This is a genomic window from Streptomyces sp. NPDC056160, from assembly GCF_042268205.1.
Lineage (GTDB): Bacteria > Actinomycetota > Actinomycetes > Streptomycetales > Streptomycetaceae > Streptomyces.
On record NZ_JBHJUW010000153.1, the window covers coordinates 1 to 19570 of the forward strand.

Below are 19570 nucleotides of genomic sequence, written 5' to 3' on the forward strand. Positions count from 1 at the left end.
TCGGCGGGGTAATGCTTCATCCCCACAGGGACTCCGTTCTCCTGGACCAACAAGATCCAAGTCTCTCCGGTGTCCAAACTCCAGGGTCAGGGCCCGTTGTCCCTGCCTCCGGCTCTGGACGCCAACCTCCTGAATATGGATCCTCCCGACCACACCCGTCTGCGTCGCCTCGTCGGGAAGGCCTTCACCCAGCGCCGGGTCGAGCAGCTGCGCGCGCCGATCCGCGCCACCGCCGACCAACTCCTGGATGCTCTGGGCGCGGACGGCACCACAGACCTGATCACCGCCTATGCGGCCCCGCTGCCGATCACCGTGATCTGCGATCTCCTCGGCGTCCCGGCAAGCCACCGCAGGGACTTCCGCTCCTGGACGACAGCGCTGATCGCCCCGGATCCGGCCCGCCCCCACGAAGCCAAGGAAGCCATCGTGGCCATGCTGGGCTTCTTCACAGAGCTCATGGCCCACAAGCGGCGCGAGTCGGCCGACGATCTCCTTTGCGACCTGATTGCCGTACGGGACACGGAGGGCGACCGGCTCACTGAGGACGAGCTGATGTCCTTGGCCTTCCTCATCCTCTTCGCCGGCTATGAGAACACCGTCCAGCTGATCGGCAACGCGATCCTGGCCCTGTTGCAGCATCCGGACCAGTTGGTGCTGCTGAGGCAGGACCCGTCCCGGATTCCTGCCGCCGTCGAGGAGTTCGCCCGCTTCGAGGGCCCGGCCTTGCTTGCCATCCGGCGCTTCGCGATCGAGGACGTGAGGATGGGCGGCGTCCGGATTCCGGCGGGCGAGACGGTACTGCTGTCCCTGTCCGCCGCCAACCGCGACCCGGATCGCTTCCCGGACCCGGACCGCTTGGACATCGGCCGCGATGCCGGCTGCCACCTGGCGCTCGGCCACGGCATCCACTACTGCCTGGGCGCACCCTTGGCACGAGCCGAGACAGAGATCGCCCTGGCCGCGCTCCTGGAACGGTTCACGGATCTTGAGCTCACGGGGAACGAACCGCGGTGGCGGCCTTCGCTGCGCGCCCGAGGGCTCCTCGAACTGCCGGTGCGCTACGCAGGCACCGCGTCCTCGTCCTGACCGAGGCACTCGTCGAAGACGCCGCTGCCCTGTTCGGCGTAGGCGGGCAGCTAGTCTCCGGCCAGTGCCTTCTTGTCGCGAAGTCGCTCACGCAGGGCACCGACCATGGGGAGCGTCAGACCGCAGAAGAGGAACAGCACCGCCAGTCCGCTCAGCGTGGGGCTCACGACCTCCTCGGCCTTCAGCGGCCAGGGATTGTCGAGGGTGTAGAAGATGATGTACGAGCCCTTGGAGAACGCGTATGCCAGGCCGAGGGCCGCCGCCACGGAGGACAAGGCGAAACCGACGCCACTCCACGGTCTGATGCCCCAGTTACGGCGTGCCGTCCTGCCGCACATGAATGCGAGTTCAGCGCAGGTTACGAGGACGTAGGAGAGGTAGATCAGCAGGTAGGCGGCGACCTTCGGGTCGTCGACGTACCCCGTTGTGAACTCGACATCGGGTCGGTTCGTGGCCAGGAAGAGCGGTGCCAGGATCATCAGTTCCACCGCGGCGGCGAAGCCGCGCTGGAACATCGCGGCTTTCAGATACTCGGGCCGGTAGGCCAGGTCCACCATCGTGATCTGGAGGAAGGCGCACCACAGGACCGCGCAAATGTGAGCTACCAGCTTGCTGACGTTGTGCACGCCCGTGATGTCCTGCAACGCATCGGCTACCGCGGGGACGGCGCACAGGACGCCCAGTGAGCACACTCCGAAGGCGAGAGCGATCGCCCAGGTGGAGACCCGCGGATTGCCCACGGCCCTCCGCGTGCAGAGCACCGTGACCACCAATCCGGCTACGGTGCACGTGCCGAAGACTATGCCGTCGATCACTTACAGCCCCTCCAGTGAATCTGCCGCATACCGTGCGGCGTCGTCCATACTCCGGCGCCGTTGGCGTTTGCCCGGCGCCTGAGCCGTCTCGTCGCGAACAGGTTCCAGGCCGAGATCACCGCGGCAGCGTTCCAGGTCCGCGATGACGTGCTGCACCTTGTCAGGAGGAATGCCGTCCAGGAGTGCCAGTACACGGCGCAGCAGTGGATCCTCGAAGGCCTCCAGGGCCTTGAGATCGCCGTAGCTGTCGTGCGGCAGAAGGTGCGCGGGTGGAACGCCGCCGAGAGCTTCGCACAGAGTCAGGATGGTTCCCACAGTCGGGTTGTCCTGGGCCCCCTTGGCCAGCTTGGCGATGGCGGCATGGGACACCGACGGGTGATCGCCGGGCAGTGCGTCCACGGCAGCAGACAAGGTACGCGACGAGAACGGGCGGCCCTTGGCATCCCGACGGGAGGCCATCAGGGCGCTGAGTCTCTCCGCCAGTGGACGGCGGTTGCGCCTCAGCATGGGCAGGAGTTGCCGGACAGGGCCCGGGAGCTGCCCGGCTGAAGACTGCACACCACCACGTATCGATCTTTCGCTCAGTCGGGGCTGGGTTCGCTGCTGTGTACTTTAGTTGACATGATCGGGAGCGCAAGGCAGGATCACGATAGAGAGAATGGCACTCTGCGCAGCGAGTTGATTACGTAAAGTGACAATCGCAGCGCGGGAACGAACTCCCGGGCGCTGGGTTCCTAGTGGCCCGAAGAGTTGGCGCGACGGCGGGGGATACGGCGTTGATGTCTGCCGAACTGCGGCTCCGCTTGAAGGTTGGCGCTGCACCGGCAGGGGGGAAGAGTTGACGATGGAGCTGGCATCCAACAGCAGTGACCACGCTGGTCAGGGTGCGCGCGGCGGAGTGACGACCATGCCGCGTGCGCTTCTTGACTGCCACCGCTCTCGGCCTAGAAGGGCAGCCGTCGGGGCAGGACTACCGGATCGTGCTCGCCGTCGCGTGACCCTTCGCCGCGTCTGCGTGCTCCGCGCCGGAAGAGGGTGCCCGGCCGGGATCCTCGCCCGCACGGCCGCACCCCAGACCCGGCGCCGCCTCAAGAGGACTGCTGCGCTACTTCGCCGGCTTCCCCGTCTCGGCGGACGGGCGCCTCAGGGTGCGACTCCGCGGTCAACAGCGCGGGTTGACGGGAGTGGAGCGATGAGGCCGTGATCGCCGCGCGTCCATACCGACCAGCCGGTGCCAGGGGCACTACACGACCTCGTCCCAACTCCCGAGGAGCACGTCATGCCGACCCTGGGCTCACTGCCCACCGATAAGCCTGAGCTCGAACTGACATTTGTGGAAAGCGGTTCCCGGCGTGCCCAGGCCACGGAAATCAACGGCGTGGTGACGATGACGCCGGAACAACTGCTGGAAGGCGGAGTCCCGGCGACTCTGCCCGATGGCTCGCTCGTCCTGATCACCGGCACATCGCCCTTCCGGCTCCGCGGCCGCATCACGACGGTGCTCGAGCTATTGCTCCAGCGGATGAGCCGGGACGGCGGAGCAGGTCTGGCCGTGAGTGCTGCCCTCGGCGCAAGTCAGCCGTTCCCCCCGGACATCGTGGATCGGGCCGCCCGGTTTGGCATCGCCCTGCTCACCTCGTCCGCGCCCACCGAGTCCTGGGACGGGGTGCACCAGGAGATCCAGCAGTCCCGCCTGATCTTCGCCGAGCGCCGCGCTGCCCAACTCAGTTCACTTGTGCAGGAACTGCCGGCCCAGCTGGCAGACGCCCGGGCCATGCAGCGCATCGCGGACTGGCTCGCCCGGGCCCTCGACTGTCAGGTCCTGGTCAGCGAACCGGAGCGCGTCCTAGCCGCCTCACCTGCCACGGCTGCCGAGCAACTGGCCCAAGCCATCATCCGTCAGACCGTCGACGGAATTCTCCCCGAGACGCTTTCCGGACCCCACACCCAACTCATATCGCTGGCCCCGGCCTCAGCCGCGGACACCGTCCTCGCGGTGGCCCGCCGAACCCCATTCGACGAGGCTGACCTGCGGCTGCTGCGGCATGCGGCAAAACTGCTGGGCCTCGTCGACCAGGCGCACCGCGAGTACCGGGCAGCCTCCGACGCGTCCCGCGCGGCGCGTAGCGCAGCGTTCGAGCTGCTTCTGGACGGCGAGGTCGAAAAGGCGCGGCGCGTCATGGCCAATCTGGCGCCCGGACTTCTGGAAACGGAAACCGCACGCGTTTTCGTTGTGGAGACCCAGCAGGCGTGCCGGGACCTGGCTGCACGCCGTTGCAACGCGGCCGTCGGCCAGCAGGCCCTTGTCGTCCCTGACCCGCGAGACAACCGGCTGATCCTGATTGTGCATCCGATCCGCTCCTACAAAGACACCGGGGCAGAGGTCTCCGCGGAACTCACCCGGCTGGTGGCCGCCCTGGGTCCCCCTTCGTCACTGGGCGGCAGCGGGGTCTACTCCCTGTCCCTGATTGCCCACGCACTTCACGAGGCCAGCACCGCCCAGAGGTTCGCGGCCTCCCAGCCGGACTCCGTGGCCCTCTCCGTACACGGCTCCGACCTCGTCAGTCTCCTGCCGCAGGCTGAAGCGCAAAACTGGGCCCGCCACCTGCTGCACCCGCTGATGCGCGACGAGACACAGTGGGAGTCCATGCGCGAGACGCTTCCTGCCGCCCTCGCCTACCCCTACACGGTGGCTGCCCGCCGGCTGCGCTTGCACCGCAACACGGTCATGCGCCGGACCTCACGAGCCGCTGAACTGTTACGCATGGACTTCGCGTCCATAAGCGACCGCATCGCCGTTGCCCTGGCCATGGAACTGGTCACGCAGCGAGAGATTTCTGCTTCACCGGTTCTGGCCGGTTCGGAACAGCTCTCGTTGGCAGGGCTGTTGGAAACCCCCCACGTGCACGCCTGGGCACAGACCTTGGTCAGACCGGTCCAAGCTGACCGGCGTGACCTCCAGTCCACGGCGCTCGCCTGGCTCACCTTCGACACACACGTCGAGCCGGCAGCCCGCGCGCTCGGTCTCTCCGAGGTCACGGTGCGTTCCCACTTGCGCGCCGTGGAGGATCACATGCAGCGCGATCTTGCCACCCTCGCGGGCGTACGCGATCTCCAGTTCTCGTTGCACGTCGTCACGGGTCAGCCTGATCTGCGCTCAGGTCGTCCGGGCTTGTCCGTGGTCGCCTGCTGAACGTCGCCGCCAGCGCCCGGCGCGGGTCCCGGTCTTCATCTCCCTCTCCCCTCTGGCCTGCAGACCTCGAAGGGTGGCACGTCAGCGGCGGCCATGTCCGCGCGTACTCGCACGAACCGAACAGGGTGGCACAGACGGCATCGAGCGTCCCAGGGAGGTATCCGCTCTGACCTCTCGTCTCCGGAACAACCGGCGACACCTTCAGCTTTTGCTGTGATCCCCAACCGACAGAGAAGTACCGTCCGGCTCACGGGTGATCCGTCTGCACCGGGCGTAGAAAGCCGCCCGCACTTCGGGCCTGGGCGGCTGACGAGGCGCTTGTACCTCCCAGATATCGCAGTCGTCCCTCCGAGCCGTGCCGGCTGAGCAGTGGAATCCCGGGGCGGGGCGGCGCGGCACTCCGGTGACTGCACCGACGACCATCTCGAGGGTGTCGCGCGCGTAATGGTGGAGTATCGGTATTCGAGACGTGCAGTATTCGCCGCAGGGCGAGCAGCTCCACACTAGCCGTTGACCAGGCGAGCCATCTGTGGGCCACCTCCGCATCATTGGTGGACGGGCACAACGTCCTGGGTGCTGAGCGACCCTCTGCCGGAACAAGTTCTACAGCGCACACGGCCTTTCGACGTAGGGATGCTCAAGCAAACTCCGGCCGTCCAGAGGGAGCAGGCCGAAGACGGCATAGTGAGCCGGCCAGACGGCCGCCGCACGTTGCGCGGCGGCACTCCGTCGATGCAGCCGCTTTGTGAGCCGCTCGAACGCGAGCCTGATCTCTTCCCATACGACCAGTTCGCTGTCGAAGATGACGGATCAGTCCAGACGGCCGGCATCAGTGATCTTCCTCAAGGCCGCGGCCGGCTCGCTACCCCAGCGCGAGCGCAGCACCGAGGAACCATCAGCAGCCCGCGCTGGAAGTCCGGAAGCCGTCCACTTCGGTTCGGCAAACCAATTCAACAGGAGGGCAAACGTATCGGCGGGTGCCGCCAGCATCGGCTCGGCGGGAAGCTCGATCACATCGGAAGGGCTACCACAAACCCCTCACCACCCCAAGGAGGACACGAGGAAGGTGGCTCGTCGAGAGGGGTAAAACTCACCCCGCCAAGATCACAATGGTTCACCTATGAAATGGCGATTTGTCGATTGACCGGCCGGGCAAGGGGGGGTGTTGCGAAAGTGGTGCAAAGTTTGCCAAGTGTCGGATGAGCCATGCCGGGAACCGAGATGTGTGCACCCCCGACACGACCCGCATGAGGAAGGTGCACTTCCGCGCTGGCATGCGACTGACTGGTGCAATGCCAAAAGGTGTCAATGGTTAGTTTGTGCACCGGCGAAATGGCGTCGCCCGCAGCATATGCCTAGCGTTGCCGATGTAAGCCCGGCCCCACCGCCGGACGGGTGAGGCACAAGCCAAACTTGCCCGCGGCGGAGCCGCACAGGCCAGCGGCGAGCTGGCCCGGTGAGCGGCAACGAACGCGCCGCATGCATCAGGAGGCGGGCGCCAGAGGGTGGCTCCAACCATCCTCCCGGCACCCGCTCTCGCCAGCGCAAAACCAGGCCCCTGCCAAGGCCTGTGCAGAACGACTGCCAGCAGAGTCACCACCAGCAGATCTGAGGAACCGCTGGGGCCTTCCACCGGCTTGTTCGAGCACGTCGGCGGTGCTCAGAGTAGACCAGTGCGCGGCGTGAGAACAGCGCGGCCGCTGGACTTTCATGAGAGAGGGCCCCCGAGCCAGACGGGGCGAACTGCATGACCTCCAAATACGCGACGGACCAGCCGGCACTGTGCACCACAGTGACGGCTCACCGCCGATGCTCCTGGGCCCAACCGGACCGTACGAAGGACCTCGGCCCAGCCGGGCTGAGTGGTTAGCACTCGACCAGGCCCGACGGTGCCCTCCGAGCCGGTCGCGGATTTACCAGATCCATGGCCGGTCCTTTCGCCCGGGGGAAGATCTGCTTCCCCCGGCCAAGCGGCGCGCAGCAGGAGCGAGCGAGCTCCCAGCAGATGCTTCTGCCGCGCCGCAGTGAAGAACGACTGAGGCTCGCTGCTTCGAGGCATTCGCCTGACATCGTAAACCTCCCGGATCTCGCATATGAAGGAGCGCACCGGTGATCCACCCCCACCCAGAAGCGTCTAACTCTGACGAGTTCAAAGGCTTCAACGAAGCCCGGCGCATCATGTGGTGCCATGAGTCTCGTGCCCGTGTGTACGAACGGCTCGAGCAGACGAGCTTCATCGGTGACACGAACGTTGCAGCGGTCCACGTCGACAACACCACCAGGGCAGACCGTGTGTTCCTCGTGGCTTTCGACAAGGTCGGCCAGCAGGTAGGCGTCGACACGCTCTACATCGACGAGCCAAAGCAACACCTCGGCGTCGCCCCCGAGTTCGACCACGATTTCACCAGCATGGACGTCGTTCCGGGCTCTCAGCTTGACCAGGCCATCTCTCGCGAGAACGGCTGGGTCGTCAACCTGAAGGTACTGCGCGAATACAACCCCTTGGTCGACCGCCGGACCACGCAGCGCGCGGTGTTCCTGGCGCATCTGCAGGACATGATGAAGAACGGTGATGTTCGCGGATTCCTGTTTGGCCAGGGTGACACCGACGACGCTGATGCGGCGTGAGAGCCCATGATCTTGTACCTCAGAAAACCCCGCCGGCCAGGCTGCCGGCGGGGTTTTCTGACCTCTGACGGTGTTACAGCGCTGCTTTTCGCAACAGGGGAGGGGATCAGCACAGCTGATCCGGGCGTCGAACCCAGGCCGAGTGCTTTGCGGGGAGACATGCCGTGGACCGGCTCACGCCGGTCCCGGGTGACGCCTCGCGGTGAGCCCTACGAGGCCACGCAGCTCGTCTTCGGCACCTTCGACGTCCAGGAGCAGCAACCATGAGCAAACCGCTGAGTATGGAGGGCCTCACGGTCAAGTTGCACTGCAACCGCGCCGACGTCTACTGCGGCTAGACCACGGTTTGGCAGGCCCCTGAGGGAAGCCTCTACCACGTCGTCCAGAGTCTGGACCCGGCCGAGGTCGAGATCACGGCCCTCGTCCCTACCGGGTAGATCACGCTTCTGCAGCGACTGGGTGGCAGTGCCCAGGACCGAAGCGTGACCACCTCCGCCGATTGCGGGCTCACGCTGGACGACGTCCTCGATCTGAGCACAGGGCTCGATCTCGTCGATGCGAAGATCCAGCTGCTCAGCGAGTACAAGCTCGAATACCCGCAGAACTACGCGCCGGATGGCACTCGGTCCATGAACGACGAGGTCGAGCAGCTGCACCAGCTGCGCACGCGCCTGATGGACCTGCAGGCCCGCCGGGAAGCAGAGTCCTCCGCCTGAGGAGACGACGATGCCCTGACCGCCTTGTGGCGGTCAGGGCATCGAATCAGGCTCGGTACGCGGCAGTGCCGCCCTGCCGGGTCGTCACACCGGCGGGATGAGCAGTGAAGCCCCCACGTAGATGAGATCCGGATTTTGGATCTTGTTCGTCTCTACCAGGATGCCGATCGGCACCCCCGTCGTCCCCGAGATCGCGGTGAGCGTATCGCCTGGCTCGATGGCGTACGGCTTGGCCTTCGGCGCGGGCTTCGCCTCGGTCGGTGCACCCGATCCGTTGGGCTTGCCCTCGTCGCCGCGACCCGGCGTCGGATCCTGTCTTGCCCCGTTCTCGCCCTGCTTCCCCGTGCCGCCCTCGCTCGGCTGCTGGGCGCTGCCGCCTCCGGCGTTCTTCTCGCCGGGATTCATCGGTGCCTCGACCTGGGCGTGATTGCCCTGCAGTGCCTGGATGAAGCCGCCGTCGGACGTCGCGAGCTGCGTCAGGCCCCATCCGGCGAAGAGCGCCGCTCCACCCACCATGACGCTGGCGGCGATGACGGGTCCATTGCCGAAGCCCATCGGGCCGGCGTGACTCCCGGCAACTGCTCTCGTCTGCGCCGACGGCTTCGACGCCATCCCCACTGGCCTCTGAATCGTATCCGCCATCCCTACCCCGACTCCTCTGCTAATAGCACGCACAACCATTCATGTCCGGCATTGACATTCTACTCATAGTCGAACTGAAGTTGATAGGATAAGGGAGTAGATGGCAGTCCAAATCCTGTCAGATAACCCCCCAATGGACCCCTGAGTCACCGACCGCCAGACCGAACGAAGGAACCGCATCACCATGGCCAGCTACTCCATCTCCGCCAGCCAGCTCACCGAGGGCAAGAACGTCCTCATCCGCGGGAAGCTCGGCTTCGCCGTACTCGCCCGCCTCATCGAAGGCGCGGAGCTCGTCGCCAGCGACCAGCGCAAGACGAACAACGGCATGAACCCCATCGGCAAGCCGCACACCACCGCGACGATCATTCACGCTGAGGTCCAGTTTGCCGATCCGAACAACCCCACCCCCGAAGAGCAGTTCGTCTCCGAGCGCCGCTACGACTCCCCGAAGCGGCCCGAAACCGGACCCAACTACTCCATCGACTCCAAGGGCAGCACCCTGCCGGTCATCGCGATCCCTTCTCCGAAGGGCGACGGCACCTATGACCAGGACGAGTCCGGCCAGGAGCTCGCGCAGGGCCTCGACGTCACGCTCGTGCTGCGCACCTACAAGCCGAAGAACTTCAACAACCGCGGCCTGGCCCTCGAACAGGTGATCGTCCACGAGGCGCCGCGCTACTACAATGCCGGCGGCATCGACCAGGCTGAGCTAGCTGCGCGTGGCATCGTGCTCAACGGTACGCCGCGTCCCGTTCAGGTCACTCCTGCCAGCGCTGCCCCTGCCCCTGCCCCTGCCGCCGCCGTCCCGGTGGCGACCGAGGTCGAGGACGGTTTGTCCTTCCCGGCCCCCCAGCCGGCGTCCGCACCTGTGGCCGTGGCCGCGCAGGCTCCGGTTCAGGCTCAGGCCCCGGCGACCGCCGTGGCTGCGCCCGTCGCTGCTGCTCCTGTTCCGGTTGCTGTTCCGGCCGCGGCTCCGGCTCCTGCCCAGCAGGAGACCCTGGAGCAGAAGCTCGCGCGCCTTGAGGCCGAGAACGCCTCCCTCAAGGACGCCGGTTCGGCCGTGGGCTCGCCCGTGGCCACCGACCCCTGGAACGGCTCCGACCTGGCCCAGCAGGCGGGGATCACCTACCAGGGCTGATCCACGCTGACCATCGATGAGACCCCCGTACTCGCATCCGTGCGGTACGGGGGTCCTGTCTTTCTCTTCCCCTCCTGACGCCTCCGACCGAAAGCGTGCGTCCCACGATGACTCCAGCCGACCCCCATGCCTGGTTCCCGCAGTTCTACGGCAACCCCGCGATCCGCACTCTCGCCAGTGCCTGTCGGTGGACCATCTCCGGACAGATCGGGGAAGAGACCCCCGACGATCCCACCAAGCCGCCGAAGCGCAAGGTCCCGATCGACGTACGGCACCTGCTCGCCGGCTGCACGTCCAGCTGCAAGCACGCCAGCCCACTACGCGGAGCCTTCGCCCTGGACGAGACCTGCCTGCTCACCCTCGACGAACTCACCGCGGCGATACCGAACGCCGCGAACACCGCCTTCTACCTCCAGGCCCAGACTGACGGGCTGCTCGTCCTCGACATCGAGGCCGACTGCCCGCCAGGAGTGGCCACAGACCTGCTGCGGCTGCCGGGCATCCTCTACTCGGAGCTGTCGATGTCCGGCCAGGGCTTCCATCTCGTCATGCCGCTGCCGAAGAACTTCCACGACTTCCCCGTAGCCGCCGGCAAGCGCGTCCTGCGTGAGGAACACGGCTGGTACGAGCTGCTCCTGGACCATTGGTCGACCTTCACCCGCCAGCCGGTGCCCGATCGCACCGTCGCTCACGTCAACACAGCAACTAGTGTGCCGGCCTTCGCCTCCATCGAGGACCTCTACATGCAGCTGGCCGTGAATGCCAGCGAGAGCTCCGGTGCTTCAGCATCAGCTGTCGGCACCGCCGAGGACATGCCCGACATCCCGTACTCGCAGGCGATCGTCGAGCAGGCCCTGGCCAGCGCACGCCATCAGCTCCGGGATCCCGGCGACTTCAACCACGACATGTCCCGCTGGGAGTTCTCGGTTCTCGCCTCGCTCTACGGCTGGATGCGGACGCAACTGCGCGCCTACAGCGCCCTCGGCGTCGAGTACTCGACGGGCGACACCGCGTGGTTGCTCTACAAGGCGGCGGTCGATGTCATCCCTGCGCGCCCCAAGCACAGCGAGCGGCGCAACGGCCGGCCCTTCCTCCTCGACCGGGCGGCTGCGCTCGTGGCTGACCGCGAGGCCCGTTCCTCGTCGACCAACTGACGCCCTGTGTCTGTTCCTGCTGCTGCTTCTGCTCCTGGTTCATCCGCTGCCTCCGGCAGCGGGTGGGGTGGGTGACGGGTGCTGCGGCGGGGCCGAGCACAGGTGGAGGACATTGCTGGATCGCGCGGAGCGCGATCGGGTGGCGATGTGCAGCGGGGCTCCAGCGCCACCAATGGCGGGAGTGCAGGTCTCCGCCAGGCTCCGACGGCGCGGCCCGCGCCACAGGACCGTTCACGGCCTATGCAGCCTCGGCGACGCCGTGAGCAGCAGCGCCGTCCTCCGGCATCTCTTGTCTTTCTCTCTCTTCCTCGCCCACGCACAGAAAAGACGTCGACATGAAGTTCAACGACACCCTGACGACCCTCATCAAGCAGTCACTTGAGGTCGGCGCGACGCCCGCTCTCATGGGCGAACCCGGCATCGGCAAGTCCAGCTTCGTCGAGGACCTGGCCTACTCCATGGGCACGCAGGCATTCACGCTGCCGTGCAACCAGCTCGCCGACAAGGCCGACCTCACCGGTGCGCGCCTGGTGCTGTACACCAAGGACGACGGCACGCAGAGCTACAAGCAGGTCTTCTACCCGCACCAGGTGATCCAGGAGTGCATCGACTACGCCGAGAAGAACCCGCGCGAGTGGCCGATCCTCTTCCTCGACGAGATCAACCGCACCACCTCCGACGTCACCTCCGGCGCGCTGACCCTGGTCACGCTGCGCCGCATGGGGTACGTCGAGCTGCCCAAGAACGTCCGCATCGTCGTGGCCGGCAACGACAGGGGCAACGTCACTTCGCTCGACGAGGCAAGTCTGTCCCGCTTCGCGATCTTCCACGTCGAGCCCGACGCCGCCACCCTCATGTCCGTCCTCGGCGACAACTTGAACCCCTGGGTGAAGACGGTGCTCACGCAGTACCCCGCGCTGATCTTCCAGAAGTCGACGCCCGAGGCCATCGTCGTCGACGGCCAGGACGACGACGACAACGGAAACGGCAACGTCACGATGGCCGATCTGTTCGACGGCGGCGAGGAGATGAACCAGCTCACCACGCCGCGCACCATCGACAACCTGTCGAAGTGGCTCAACGCGGCCGACCCGCAGCAGCTGGCGCAGTACCTGGCCACCCCGATCCAGATCGGCGACCGCGAGACCTCGCTGCTGAACGAGGCCATCGAGGCCTACGTCGGGGACACCATGTTCACCACGCAGCTCGTGGCCACCATCGCCCAGGACCTGGCGAACAACGCCGGCGGCGTGCAGCAGAACCGGGTGAACGTCCCGAAGCCGAACTGCTACCAGAGCCTGAAGGCCGCAGCGACCATGACCGACATGGCCGCGCTCGTCGCGACGCTGACCGACAACGAGAAGTCCGGGTCGCTGCTGTACGCGCTCAAGGAGAGCAAGGACAACGCGCGCCTCATCGAGCAGCTGGCCCAGGCCATCACCCAGATCGAGCCGGAGCACACCCGCACGCTCATCGAGATGGTGACCAGCCAGCAGATCGACCGCCAGAACCTGGAGGCCTTCATGGAGATCGACGCTCCGATCGTCAACCAGGCCAAGCCGGTCCTCTCGGCCTTCCTCTGATCGCTCCCTCACCGGTGGTGGGGACTGCTGCGGACTGCCGTCCTTGCTGCAACTCCTCACCACCGGCGGCGCTCTGCCGCTGCCTTGTCCTCAGAAGGAGACCACGACTCATGACGATCACCGTCACGAACCAGAAGCCGGCCGTACTCGACGCACTGCACACCATCTCGTGCACCGGTGATTACGACCCGATGCCGGCGATCCGGCAGACCCTCATCGACCCGCTGCTGGAGCCGTTGAACCCCAACGCCCCGGCGAGGATCACCGACGCCCAGGGCGCTGATCTGACGGGGGACATCCCGGATCTGGTCCTGAGCTGCCTCGGCGAAACGCTGAACGTGGCCAGCGAGCAGACCGTCAAGGAGCTGCTCGGGCAGACCCTGATCAACTTCGACCAGGGCACACCGCTGCCGGTCGCCGAGCTCTTCGCCGTCCAGGCCGGGCAGCAGAACAAGATGCCCGCGCCCTCCCCGCGGGTGCTCTACACCGCGCAGGCTGATGTCCTCCCGGCCGCCAAGGCTCTGCTGGCGGGGACCGGCGACGAGAGCGCCTTCTTCGCCTCGGTCGCCTACACCTTCCACCCCGACACCCTCGGGTTCTGGTTCCAGTCCTCCGCCGCCTTCGACGACTTCAAGGTCTGGCTGTCCCAGCAGACGCAGACGATGGCCAGTGCGTTGCCGCCGGCCACCGCCAAGTTGCTCAACGACTTCACGGCCTTGTCCCTGAAGGGGCTCACCGAGTCGCTGCTGGTGCGCAGGGACGACTCTGACGCCAGCGATGAGCACTCCTTCGCCCGCGTGCTCGTGCACATGCTCATGAACTACGTCGAGCAGCAGCGGGCCCAGGCCAGCCAGCAGAACACCGCCCTGGACACCGGCGTCCTGCCGTTCACGGTCGGGGAGCTGTTCTGCCCGCGCTCCCTCGTCCTGGTCAACGTCGAGGCCCATGCCCGGGCCACCGCGGCGAAGATCACGGGGGAGTGGACCCTCATCAACCAGTCGCTGGCTTCGCCGGTGAAGGTCGTCTCGAACACGTCGCTGTCCAAGCTCACATCGCTGCCACGGGCCGCCGCCCGGGCCGCCGCCCTGGGAGCCAACCAGCAACCGGGCCAGCCTGGCAGTCGCAGCGCCCAGGTGGCGTTCCGCAAGCAGCCGCCGAGCAAGCTCGACCTGCTCAAGGACGTCACCCGTGTGCTGCGCCGGATGGGCAAGGTCAACAAGTCGCAGAACATCTTCCGCACGACGAAGGCGACCTTCCTCAAGGCCAACCGCCGGAACCCGGACGACTTCAACAAGCCCGGCCGGATCACCTCGGTGCACTACATGCCAGACCTGCACATCTACATCGACACCTCCGGTTCGATCTCCGAGGAGAACTACCAGGAGGCGGTCATGATGCTCATCCGGATCGCCAAGAAGCTCAACATCAACCTGTACTTCAACTCGTTCAGCCACTTCCTGTCCCAGGAGGTGATGCTGCGCACGGAGAACAAGTCGACGGCTCAGATCTGGAAAGAGTTCCGCAGGATCCCGAAGGTGTCGGGCGGAACCGAGTACACGCAGATCTGGCAGTACATCAACGCCAGCCGCGTACGTCAGCGCAGGCTCTCGCTCATGGTCACCGACTTCGACTGGCTGCCGCCGTCCACGCGTCAGGACCACCCGAAGAACCTGTACTACGCACCGTGCTCCGCCATGGACTGGTCGTCCATGGTTGACCTGGCCAAGCGCTACGCCGACTCGATGCAGCACATCGATCCGAGCATCCGGCAGAGGCTCCTCGGCATGGTCGTCTGACCCTGCTGCCCCAAGAACCGCAAAGAGCGGTGCCGTGCCACCAACCCCCTGGGCTGGCAGCGCTCTTGGCGACCCCTGGCTTTCCCTCTCACTCATCCATATCCCTGCTCGGCCGCACCAAGGGAACCCCCGATGCGAATCCCCACGGATGTGCTCGCGGTTCTATCAGACCGCACCAAGACTGACGGCCATCGCATGGTGCTCGTCGGCCCCCGCTTGCCTCCCGCCCTGTACCAGCGCGTCAACGAGGTCCTCGAAGCGGTCGGCGGTCGATGGACGAAGACCGAGGGTGCGCACCTCTTCCCTGTCCACGCCGCCGAGGCGCTCGCCCCAGTGTTCACCACTGGTGAAGTCGTGACCCTGGGGGAGAAGCGCACCCTCGCTCAGTACTTCCCCACATCCGACCCCGTCGTCGGCCGGCTCGTCGCTCTGGCTGACCTTGAACCCGGCATGACTGTGCTGGAACCATCTGCCGGCTCCGGTGCCATAGCCACAGCCGCAGCAGCCCGTGGTGCTCTCGTGGACTGCATCGAACGGGACCCCGGATACGCCACCGTCCTGTCCGATTCGCATGTGGCGCGCCGGGTACAGGTCGCTGACTTCCTCACCATCCCTGCCGAACCTCGCTTCGACCGGGTGTTGATGAACCCACCGTTCACCCGTGGCACCGACATGGCCCACGTCACCCACGCTCTACGGTTCCTGAAACCGAATGGGCTGCTGGTGTCGGTCATGTCGTGGACCGTCACTGAACAGACCGGCAGCACCGCAGCCTTCCGAAAGCTCGTGGAACAGCGCGGTGGTCTCGTAGAAGCACTTCCGGCCCGGGCGTTCTCCCAGTCCGGGACGACCGTCGACACCGTCCTCGTCACCATTCCTGCCACCCGTCCAGCCGACGCACAGCCCACGATCTGGCCCGTGCGCGACCTCCCTACGCAGGACGTGGAGGAACTCGGAAACCCGGCCGATATCGCTGCGGAGATCGTCGCTGACCTTCGCAAGGCGGTCGCCGCTTTCGAAGAGGTTGCCGCCGCGCTCACCAAGCCTACGCCCACCACCGTGCCAGGCGATATCGAGGTCAGCTGACCATGCCGCTCCTCGAAAACCGTCAAGAGCCGTGCCGCTCTTGGCGACCCCTGACTTTCCCTCCCGCTCATCCATATCCCTGCTCGGACACCGTGGCGCATCCGCCCAGCGCGCCACCACGCCGAGCGACCCGCACCGAAGGAGGACCCGGTGGGTCTCAGCAACTTCACACCCGGCGGCTCCGACGACGACAAGGCCAACGGCGGCGGCAGCTTCCCTCCGCAGTCTCCGTCCGTGGGACTGCCGTCCAGCGGTGGCAGCGCCGACGACGTCAAGGAGCTCCTCGTCGACTACAACGAGAAGTTCAAGAACGCCGATCCGACCATGTTCCGTGACACGCTCATCGGGCAGGTCCTCTCGGTCGTCATCAGCAAGACCAAGCCCAACGCTCTGCTGGTCGGTTCCGCCGGCGTCGGCAAGACGAAGATCGTCGAGGACATCGCACGGCGCATCGCGCTCGGCGACGCCCTCATTCCCGACCAGCTCAAGGACCACACGATCTACGAGCTGCCCATCACCAACATCATCGCCGGGACCGGCATCGTCGGCTCGCTGGAGGAGAAGGTCAAGGCGATCGTCGAGTTCGCCTCGGACCCCAAGAACAAGGCCATCCTGTTCATGGACGAGATCCACCAGATCACCGGCGGATCCGGCAGCCATGGCGACGCCGTCGGCCGCAAGATCTCGCAGATCCTCAAGCCGGCCTTGGCCCGCGGCCACATGTCCGTCATCGGCGCGACCACCAGCACCGAGTCTCGGGCCTTCGACGAGGACCCGGCCCTCGCCCGCCGCTTCACCCGGCTCATCGTCGACGAGCTGAGCGTGGAACAGACGCTGGCCGTGATGACCACGGTCCGGCCCGGCCTGATGGCGCACTACCGCCATCAGATCGGGGTCTCCGACGACGTCCTCGCCTCGGTGGTGCAGATCGCCGAAGCGAACTCCCGGGCCGGCCAGCACCGTCCGGACAACGCCATCACGCTGCTCGACCGCGCGATGGCTGACCGGGTCCTGGAGCAGAAGAAGCTCATAGTCCAGGCCGAAAACGCCGGCGACACGGCACTCGCGCAGACCTTGCGGTCCATCCCGCAGGTGCCGCTGACGAATACCCGTGTGCTCGATGTGGCCAAGCGCCTGATGACCGGAAACGCCCAGCGAAAGGACCTCGACGTCGCCGCGCTGAGCGCCACGCTCACCAGTCGCCTGCAGGGCCAGGACGACGTGCTCGCCAAGCTCACGGACCGTCTGGCCCGCGAAGAGCTCCACTTGTTCCCGACGAAGACGCCCACGACGTGGCTGTTCGCCGGGGCCTCTGGTGTGGGTAAGACCGAGGCGGTCAAGATCATTGCTGAGGAGACGACCGGCACCGAGCCGATCATCCTCAACATGACCGAATTCCACAGCGAGTGGTCGACATCGAAGATCATCGGCTCACCTCCCGGCTATGTCGGATCGGACTCCAACCAGGAACTCCCGTTCGACACGCTGGAGTCCAACCCCCACCGGGTGATCCTCCTCGACGAGTTCGAGAAGGCCGACAATGCCGTGCAGCGCCTGTTCCTCTCGGCGTTCGACGAAGGCTACATCCGCAACGCCCATGGCAGGATGCTGGACTTCTCCAAGGCCCTGGTCATCTGCACGACCAACGCCGCCCGTGATTCGCTCGACGGCAGGATGATCGGCTTCGGCAACAACCCGAAGGCCATCTCGAACCAGAGCCTCAACAAGGCACTGGAGCAGTTCTTCGACGCCGAACTGCTGGGGCGGTTCTCACTGGTCGTGGGGTTCAACCCCATCGACCGACAGACCTACCGGCAGATCATGGCCGCCGACTACGAGCGGCAGCGTGAGCGGATCGTCGAGGCCAAGCCACGGCTGGCCCAGGCGCTGCCCGTGTCGATGCCCGACGACGAGCTGCGCGCCATCGAAGAGACCACCTACGTGGACTCCCAGGGTGCGCGGCCGGCGCGCAAGGCTGTTCGCACCTGGATCGAGGACCGCCTGCTCGCTGCCCAGACCAGCGGCACAGCCTCGGCATGCCCGTCGGATGACTGAGCAGCCGTCCACATCGCACCGAGCGCTCCTGCTCCGGGTGTTCCGCAGGAGCGCTCGGCGTCATGTCCGTCGACGACATCACAGCAGCGCTGGCCCGGGCCCTGACCAGCATCGCGGGGGCGAACACGCTCCCGCGTCGGGCGGCCGGGCCTGGATCAGACAGCGGCCGCCGCCGGCCCGGCTCCGAGGGGCCAGCCGGTGCCACCCCACCTAACAGGAAGTGACATGACCGAGGAGATCCGGACCACCGCAGGGAGCCCGATCGGGGCACGCGGTCTGAAGACTCGCAGCCAACTGCTGCTCTGTCTCGAGGAGTTGCTGGCCGAGCACGGCTATCACGCGACGAGAGTGACCGATGTCACCCGTCGCGCGCGCACCTCGCCCGCGACCTTCTATCAGTACTTCGCAGACGTCGACGCGGCCGTCCTGGACCTGGCCCGGCCCGTGGCGCAGGAGGGAAGCGACGGACTGATCTACGCGGAGATCGGCAGTGGGTGGGGCGGCGGGCGTCACGCGGCCGGGAGCACGGTGGACGCCTTCTTCGCGTTCTGGCGAGAGCACGAGGTGGTCCTGCGGGTGGTCGACCTGCGGGTGGCCGAGGAAGACACCCGGTTCACCGAGATCCGCCGCCACATGCTCTCCGGTCTCCTGGGACACCTGGAGCACGCGATCACCGCTCGTCCGTCATCACCCGGCGCGACGGACGAATCCTTCGCCGCGGCCGAGGCGCTGACGGTGCTGCTTGCCGCGGCCGCCGGGCGCCAAGACCCCGAGTCAGCGAACTCATAGGTGGTACGCCAGATGTTGGTCGAACTCATCGCCCTGGCCGTGTCCGGCGGAACCGTCGTCGTCCAGCTGCCGACTGCGTGACCCTGCAGGACGCGAGACGGGCACGCGATGTCCGACCGGTGACACGCTCGCGGTCGTGACGTGGTGCGCCAACCCCGGCCCAGACGGGCGGGGTACCCGCCACAGCCCTCTCGGGAGTACCGCGTTGGCCGTGACCACCAATGTGATCGACACGCTGATCGGGCGGCCACGGGCCGGCGACGGCTCGGGCAAGTCCGCACCCGGCCGGGCACCACTGATTGCGCTGCCCACGTGCAGCGCAAAGGACGTCCGTCATGCCGCTGCCGCTCTCTCAGCGCGAGAGGCACCTGCTGGGCGCCGCCGAGATGCTACGCGGCCCGCTGAGCCCGCACCAATATCAGGACTATCTGCTGCCGCTCGTCTTCTTGAAGCACGCCAGCGACGTACCTCGCCCCCACGCCCTCATTGCTCAGAAAGGGGGACAGCCATGTCCACCATGCTCCCCGAACCTCTGCTCCAAGAGCACCGAAAGCGAGCCATGGAGCTCTCCGCCGCGGCCCGAGCGAACCTCACCACCCATGCTCGGGGCACCGATGAACTCCGCGAACTGGGCCTCATGCTTAGCCTGATCGAGGTCGATCCCGCAGGATCCCTCGTCACGGCCTGTCCCTGGGATCTCGATGCCGGCGATGCTGCCGTCGATGGAACCGACCGGCGCTCGGACTCGACTTCGATGTGAGGTGAGCTGCCGCTGATGAACGACCGCGCGCCTGGGTAGCGCGCGGTGTCCGGGGCGTGGCTTCGCCACATACCCCGGACTCAGAGGCCTAACGGCCCCTGACGGGTGGGTTGAGAGGAACCCGGG

Annotated in this window: 16 protein-coding genes and 2 pseudogenes; 13 read left to right on the forward strand and 5 right to left on the reverse strand. The window is 66.4% G+C overall.

Annotated features, from left to right (window positions below):
* Positions 1-99: 99 nt before the first annotated feature.
* Positions 100-1086 (forward strand): annotated as a pseudogene (locus tag ACFC02_RS35705) (cytochrome P450); the annotation flags it as partial.
* Between the two features lie 50 nt (positions 1087-1136).
* Here the strand turns inward: ACFC02_RS35705 and ACFC02_RS35710 are convergent.
* Positions 1137-1901 (reverse strand): hypothetical protein, encoded by a 765-nt coding sequence (locus tag ACFC02_RS35710; RefSeq protein ID WP_376366254.1) that lies wholly within the window; start codon positions 1899-1901, stop codon positions 1137-1139.
* Positions 1902-2300, reverse strand: a complete 399-nt coding sequence (locus ACFC02_RS35715; protein ID WP_376366256.1) for a hypothetical protein — start codon at positions 2298-2300, stop codon at positions 1902-1904. It lies immediately after the preceding gene.
* A gap of 880 nt (positions 2301-3180) precedes the next feature.
* Between ACFC02_RS35715 and ACFC02_RS35720 the strand changes: the two genes are divergently transcribed.
* Positions 3181-5094, forward strand: a complete 1914-nt coding sequence (locus tag ACFC02_RS35720; protein WP_376366258.1) for a helix-turn-helix domain-containing protein — start codon at positions 3181-3183, stop codon at positions 5092-5094.
* Between the two features lie 603 nt (positions 5095-5697).
* Here the strand turns inward: ACFC02_RS35720 and ACFC02_RS35725 are convergent.
* Both ACFC02_RS35725 and ACFC02_RS35730 read right to left on the reverse strand, forming a co-directional pair.
* Positions 5698-5898: a hypothetical protein gene (locus tag ACFC02_RS35725; protein ID WP_376366281.1), complete on the reverse strand. Its 201-nt coding sequence runs from the start codon at positions 5896-5898 to the stop codon at positions 5698-5700.
* 6 nt (positions 5899-5904) lie between these two features.
* Entirely contained in the window at positions 5905-6108 is a 204-nt protein-coding gene (locus tag ACFC02_RS35730; protein ID WP_376366260.1) for a hypothetical protein, read from the reverse strand.
* Positions 6109-7203: 1095 nt separating this feature from the next.
* Between ACFC02_RS35730 and ACFC02_RS35735 the strand changes: the two genes are divergently transcribed.
* Both ACFC02_RS35735 and ACFC02_RS35740 read left to right on the forward strand, forming a co-directional pair.
* Positions 7204-7722 (forward strand): hypothetical protein, encoded by a 519-nt coding sequence (locus ACFC02_RS35735; RefSeq protein ID WP_376366262.1) that lies wholly within the window; start codon positions 7204-7206, stop codon positions 7720-7722.
* A 482-nt stretch (positions 7723-8204) separates the two neighbouring features.
* Positions 8205-8438, forward strand: a complete 234-nt coding sequence (locus ACFC02_RS35740) for a hypothetical protein (protein WP_376366264.1) — start codon at positions 8205-8207, stop codon at positions 8436-8438.
* A gap of 84 nt (positions 8439-8522) precedes the next feature.
* Here the strand turns inward: ACFC02_RS35740 and ACFC02_RS35745 are convergent, their stop codons facing one another.
* Positions 8523-8993: a LysM peptidoglycan-binding domain-containing protein gene (locus ACFC02_RS35745; protein WP_376366265.1), complete on the reverse strand. Its 471-nt coding sequence runs from the start codon at positions 8991-8993 to the stop codon at positions 8523-8525.
* A gap of 271 nt (positions 8994-9264) precedes the next feature.
* Between ACFC02_RS35745 and ACFC02_RS35750 the strand changes: the two genes are divergently transcribed.
* The 9 genes and pseudogenes from ACFC02_RS35750 (at position 9265) to ACFC02_RS35790 (ending at position 19444) form a co-directional block, all read left to right on the forward strand.
* Entirely contained in the window at positions 9265-10221 is a 957-nt protein-coding gene (locus ACFC02_RS35750; protein ID WP_376366267.1) for a hypothetical protein, read from the forward strand.
* A 107-nt stretch (positions 10222-10328) separates the two neighbouring features.
* Positions 10329-11375, forward strand: coding sequence for a hypothetical protein (locus ACFC02_RS35755; RefSeq protein ID WP_376366269.1), 1047 nt, complete (start codon positions 10329-10331; stop codon positions 11373-11375).
* Between the two features lie 335 nt (positions 11376-11710).
* The gene (locus ACFC02_RS35760; RefSeq protein WP_376366271.1) at positions 11711-12958 is read left to right on the forward strand and encodes an AAA family ATPase; all 1248 of its coding nucleotides are present in this window, start codon (positions 11711-11713) and stop codon (positions 12956-12958) included.
* Between the two features lie 110 nt (positions 12959-13068).
* On the forward strand, positions 13069-14754 hold the full coding sequence (locus tag ACFC02_RS35765) for a hypothetical protein (RefSeq protein WP_376366273.1): 1686 nt from the start codon (positions 13069-13071) through the stop codon (positions 14752-14754).
* Between the two features lie 132 nt (positions 14755-14886).
* Positions 14887-15840, forward strand: coding sequence for a class I SAM-dependent methyltransferase (locus ACFC02_RS35770; RefSeq protein ID WP_376366275.1), 954 nt, complete (start codon positions 14887-14889; stop codon positions 15838-15840).
* Positions 15841-15990: 150 nt separating this feature from the next.
* Entirely contained in the window at positions 15991-17895 is a 1905-nt protein-coding gene (locus tag ACFC02_RS35775; protein ID WP_376366277.1) for an AAA family ATPase, read from the forward strand.
* 225 nt (positions 17896-18120) lie between these two features.
* Positions 18121-18684: a TetR family transcriptional regulator gene (locus ACFC02_RS35780; RefSeq protein ID WP_376366279.1), complete on the forward strand. Its 564-nt coding sequence runs from the start codon at positions 18121-18123 to the stop codon at positions 18682-18684.
* 335 nt (positions 18685-19019) lie between these two features.
* A pseudogene (locus ACFC02_RS35785) lies at positions 19020-19148 on the forward strand (type I restriction-modification system subunit M N-terminal domain-containing protein); the annotation flags it as partial.
* 44 nt (positions 19149-19192) lie between these two features.
* Complete coding sequence (locus ACFC02_RS35790) at positions 19193-19444, forward strand: hypothetical protein (protein WP_376366282.1); 252 nt, start codon at positions 19193-19195, stop codon at positions 19442-19444.
* The last annotated feature ends 126 nt before the right edge of the window (positions 19445-19570 follow it).

Bases quoted from the DNA above. Each gene is read 5' to 3' on its own strand.
- ACFC02_RS35720 (WP_376366258.1), top strand. From the start codon at position 3,181: ATGCCGACCCTGGGCTCACTGCCCACCGATAAGCCTGAGCTCGAACTG.
- ACFC02_RS35745 (WP_376366265.1), bottom strand. From the start codon at position 8,993: ATGGGCTTCGGCAATGGACCCGTCATCGCCGCCAGCGTCATGGTGGGT.
- ACFC02_RS35750 (WP_376366267.1), top strand. From the start codon at position 9,265: ATGGCCAGCTACTCCATCTCCGCCAGCCAGCTCACCGAGGGCAAGAAC.
- ACFC02_RS35755 (WP_376366269.1), top strand. From the start codon at position 10,329: ATGACTCCAGCCGACCCCCATGCCTGGTTCCCGCAGTTCTACGGCAAC.
- ACFC02_RS35760 (WP_376366271.1), top strand. From the start codon at position 11,711: ATGAAGTTCAACGACACCCTGACGACCCTCATCAAGCAGTCACTTGAG.
- ACFC02_RS35765 (WP_376366273.1), top strand. From the start codon at position 13,069: ATGACGATCACCGTCACGAACCAGAAGCCGGCCGTACTCGACGCACTG.
- ACFC02_RS35770 (WP_376366275.1), top strand. From the start codon at position 14,887: ATGCGAATCCCCACGGATGTGCTCGCGGTTCTATCAGACCGCACCAAG.
- ACFC02_RS35780 (WP_376366279.1), top strand. From the start codon at position 18,121: ATGACCGAGGAGATCCGGACCACCGCAGGGAGCCCGATCGGGGCACGC.
- ACFC02_RS35790 (WP_376366282.1), top strand. From the start codon at position 19,193: ATGTCCACCATGCTCCCCGAACCTCTGCTCCAAGAGCACCGAAAGCGA.